This window comes from Streptomyces sp. NPDC059142 (genome assembly GCF_042755665.1).
In the GTDB taxonomy this organism is placed as follows: domain Bacteria; phylum Actinomycetota; class Actinomycetes; order Streptomycetales; family Streptomycetaceae; genus Streptomyces.
Window position 1 is genome coordinate 1 of the sequence record NZ_JBHZDA010000059.1, and the last position, 1,855, is coordinate 1,855.

A 1,855-nucleotide genomic window follows, 5' to 3' on the forward strand; every position below is an offset into this window, starting at 1 on the left:
GCGGTCGGGGGCGCCGACGGGTACGCCGGGGCCGGGGCCGGGAGTCGGACGCCCCCGGGCGCGGCATCGCCGGACGGGGCGTCGCCGGGGGCGGCGTGGTCCACAACGGCGTGGCCGGTAGCGGTGTGGCCGGGCGCGGTGTGGCCGGGCGCGCCGGGCGCGGGGGGCCGCGGAACCGGCGGGTCCTCCCGCTCCGCGGGGGCCGGCTGCCCGGTGTGTTCGGGGTCGGCGCCGGGGTCGGATCCGAGCAGCGTCTGCGGCAGTACCAGTACGGCCTGGATGCCGCCGTAGATGTTGGACTGGAGCCGGACCGCGATCCCGTGCCTGCGGGCCAGCGCGGAGACCACGAACAGGCCGATCCGCCCGTCCTGGAGGAGGTGCGCGACATTGACCTGGTCCGGGTCGGCGAGCAGCGCGTTCATCTTCTTCTGCTCGGTGGGGTGCATGCCGAGCCCCCGGTCCTCCACCTCGATCGCCAGCCCGGCCGTCACCTGCTGCGCCCTGAGCAGCACTTGGGTGTGCGGGGACGAGAACAGCGTGGCGTTCTCGGCCAGTTCGGCCAGCAGGTGGATGACGTCGGCGACGGCGTGGCCGCGCAGGCTGCCCTCGATCGGCGGCACCAGCTTGATGCGTGGGTACTGTTCGACCTCCGCGATGGCGGAGCGCAGGACCTCGTTCAGGGTGACCGGGCGGCTCCACTGCCGCCGGGAGATCGCCCCGCCGAGGACGGCCAGGTTCTCGGCGTGCCGGCGGATCCGGGTCGCGAGATGGTCGACCTGGAAGAGACCTTTCAGCAGCTCCGGGTCCTCGACCTCGTTCTCCAGATCGTCCAGCAACTGGATCTCGCGGTGGACGAGGGACTGGAGGCGGCGCGCCAGATTGACGAAGACCTCCACCTTCTGTTCGTTGCCGACGCTGCTGGAGAGCCGCGACGCCTGGGTCACGGCGGCGATCGCGGCCTCGTGGGAGCGGCCGAGTTCGGCGGCGAGCAGTCCGAACTCGTCGCCGCCGTGGCCGGCCGCGGCGGGCGGCGCGGGGCGGGCGGGCAGCCGTTCGCCCTGTCTGAGCTGTTCGACGACGGCGCGCAGTTCGGCCTGCCTGCGCGCGCTGGTACGGCGCAGCGCGTTGCACCGGCCGAGGACGGTACGGGCGGTGCGTTCGGCGCCCAGCGCCGCCGCGGTGACGGCGGCGAAGGCGAGCAGCGCCGTGGCGAACAGGGCCGTCCAGACGGGTGCGGTGGGTTCGGCGGTGGTGGAGCGCAGGACGAGCACCACGGCCGCGGCGCCGCTCAGCGAGGCGACTATCGCGGGCAGGACGGCGGTGCGCAGGAGTTCGGCGCGCAGGAGGTGCGGCCGTATACGGGCGTCCGGCGGGGTCGCCGCGTCGGCCCGGGCCGCGGACGGGAACGTCCGGGAGCCCGGCCGGCCGTGCCGCCCGCCCTCTCGGCGTTCCGGCCGCGCGACGGGTGCGCGAAGGTGAGACATCTGTGTCCTCGGTACGTGGGGCCCCAGGATCGGCATGCGTGCTGGTGCTGGTGCGGCGGCGGTCTTCTGGTTCACGGCGCAGCGGCAGGACCGGCGCATGCCGGATGAGCCCTCCGTTGATCACCGAGCACACACGGTAGTCGCCAAGCGGTCATTCGTGGTGGGCAGTTGACAAAGTTGCCCACAGAGCATCCCGCTCCGGTATGAGGCATCGCACATCAGCACGAAATAGCACAGGGGTCGCACGCGTCCGGGGCGGGGGGGGGGCCCCGGCCCCACCGGGGGCGCCCGCGGAGCGGGGGGGGGGGTGAACCAGACGGGGGGTTAGGGGGGGGGTGGCCGGGCGACTCCACGCCCCGGCCCCGCCGCGG

1 protein-coding gene is annotated in these 1,855 nt (G+C 74.4%); it reads right to left on the reverse strand.

The genetic code is table 11. The features are described from left to right. The coding region (locus ACFXPK_RS21100) for a sensor histidine kinase (protein WP_385077551.1) at nucleotides 1–1,484 on the reverse strand (1,484 nt) is incomplete at its 3' end. Nucleotides 1,485–1,855 lie beyond the last annotated feature (371 nt).